Source organism: Bacillus stratosphericus, from assembly GCF_020524495.1.
In the GTDB taxonomy this organism is placed as follows: Bacteria; Bacillota; Bacilli; order Bacillales; family Bacillaceae; genus Bacillus; species Bacillus stratosphericus_B.
Map to the genome: position 1 here is coordinate 1 of NZ_JAIVLB010000059.1, position 1,287 is coordinate 1,287.

A 1,287-nucleotide genomic window follows, 5' to 3' on the forward strand; every position below is an offset into this window, starting at 1 on the left:
GGAGATACTGGACCTACTGGCGCTACCGGATCCACTGGACCTACTCCAACTTTTTCAACTAAACCTATATTCTTCGGAGGAACAAATAACGGTTTTGCAAGAATAGCTGGGTCACCTGGTCAGACATCAGAAGTCCTTCCTTATGTGATCGCTGGGAATACAGGAAATTTAGTTGCTTTATCAGGAAGTATTAACGTAAATAATTTACAAGCCGGCACCTATACCTATGAGATGGTTACGAATGTTCCAAACAATTCCGTTACCCCACCTCCAGCTAACGTTCTTGCTACAGTGACACTTGTTACTACCGCAACCATAACTGGTACTATTAAATTTTCAAGTAAACCAACAGATGTAGGCCCACAAAGTGTCTTTGTCTCAAATAACGGAGTGTATACTGTAGCTCCTGCAACCGTAACATGGACATCTAATGTACCAGGGGCACCTGTAGTTAGAAATGACTCATTATCATTATTTATATCACCTTCACCAGCTTCAAGCGCTTTATATACAGTTTATTCAAGAACTAATGATTAAATGAAATACACTAAAAAAACCAAGGGTTTTTAACCCTTGGTTCAGACCGTAGACAAACCCCACTTTTACTTGAAGTAAAGGTGGGGTTTTCACTTATTTTATAAAATTTATCAGTTGTCTTACCCTGGACATGGTCGTCTCCATGTCCAGTTTGCTAGCTTTTTGACCCCTCAAGGTCTGTTTTATTTTACCTAGACAGAATGTCTTTTAGTTCAGAAAAATCAGCCACCGCTGCTTCAAGTTCTTGTACCTCATCTCTGTCTCACAGCGCTTAGGGTAAATATAAAAACAACTCTTGATACCTATACACACGCGGTCAAAGAAGCAGATACTCTGGTGGCGGATGCTATATCAAACCTATTGCAAATTCAGTAATTCGTCCCCAAGCAATAAAAAAAGCCTTCTCATCGTCGAGAAACCTTGTCAGATCAATATATAGAGGAAAGCTTCCAAGCGGGCTCGAACCGCTGACCTCTTCCTTACCATGGAAGTGCTCTACCTACTGAGCTATGGAAGCATGGCTCCGCAGGTAGGACTCGAACCTACGACCGATCGGTTAACAGCCGATAGCTCTACCACTGAGCTACTGCGGAATGGATAAAGTAACTTCTTCCATTGGAAGGATATAAACAAAAAGCTTGGCGGCGTCCTACTCTCACAGGGGGAAACCCCCAACTACCATCGGCGCTGAAGAGCTTAACTTCCGTGTTCGGTATGGGAACGGGTGTGACCTCTTCGCTATCGCCACCA

General features: G+C 43.0%; 2 tRNA genes, 1 rRNA gene and 1 pseudogene. 1 reads left to right on the plus strand and 3 read right to left on the minus strand.

Going from position 1 to position 1,287, the window contains the following annotated elements:
• Window positions 1-537: pseudogene (locus tag LC033_RS15690) on the plus strand (hypothetical protein); the annotation flags it as partial.
• A 444-nt stretch (window positions 538-981) separates the two neighbouring features.
• Here the strand turns inward: LC033_RS15690 and LC033_RS15695 are convergent.
• The 3 genes from LC033_RS15695 to rrf all read right to left on the minus strand — a co-directional run.
• Window positions 982-1,054, minus strand: a tRNA-Thr gene (locus LC033_RS15695).
• Window position 1,055: 1 nt separating this feature from the next.
• Window positions 1,056-1,130 (minus strand) — tRNA-Asn (locus LC033_RS15700).
• A 43-nt stretch (window positions 1,131-1,173) separates the two neighbouring features.
• Window positions 1,174-1,287, minus strand: a 5S ribosomal RNA gene (rrf, locus tag LC033_RS15705); the annotation flags it as partial.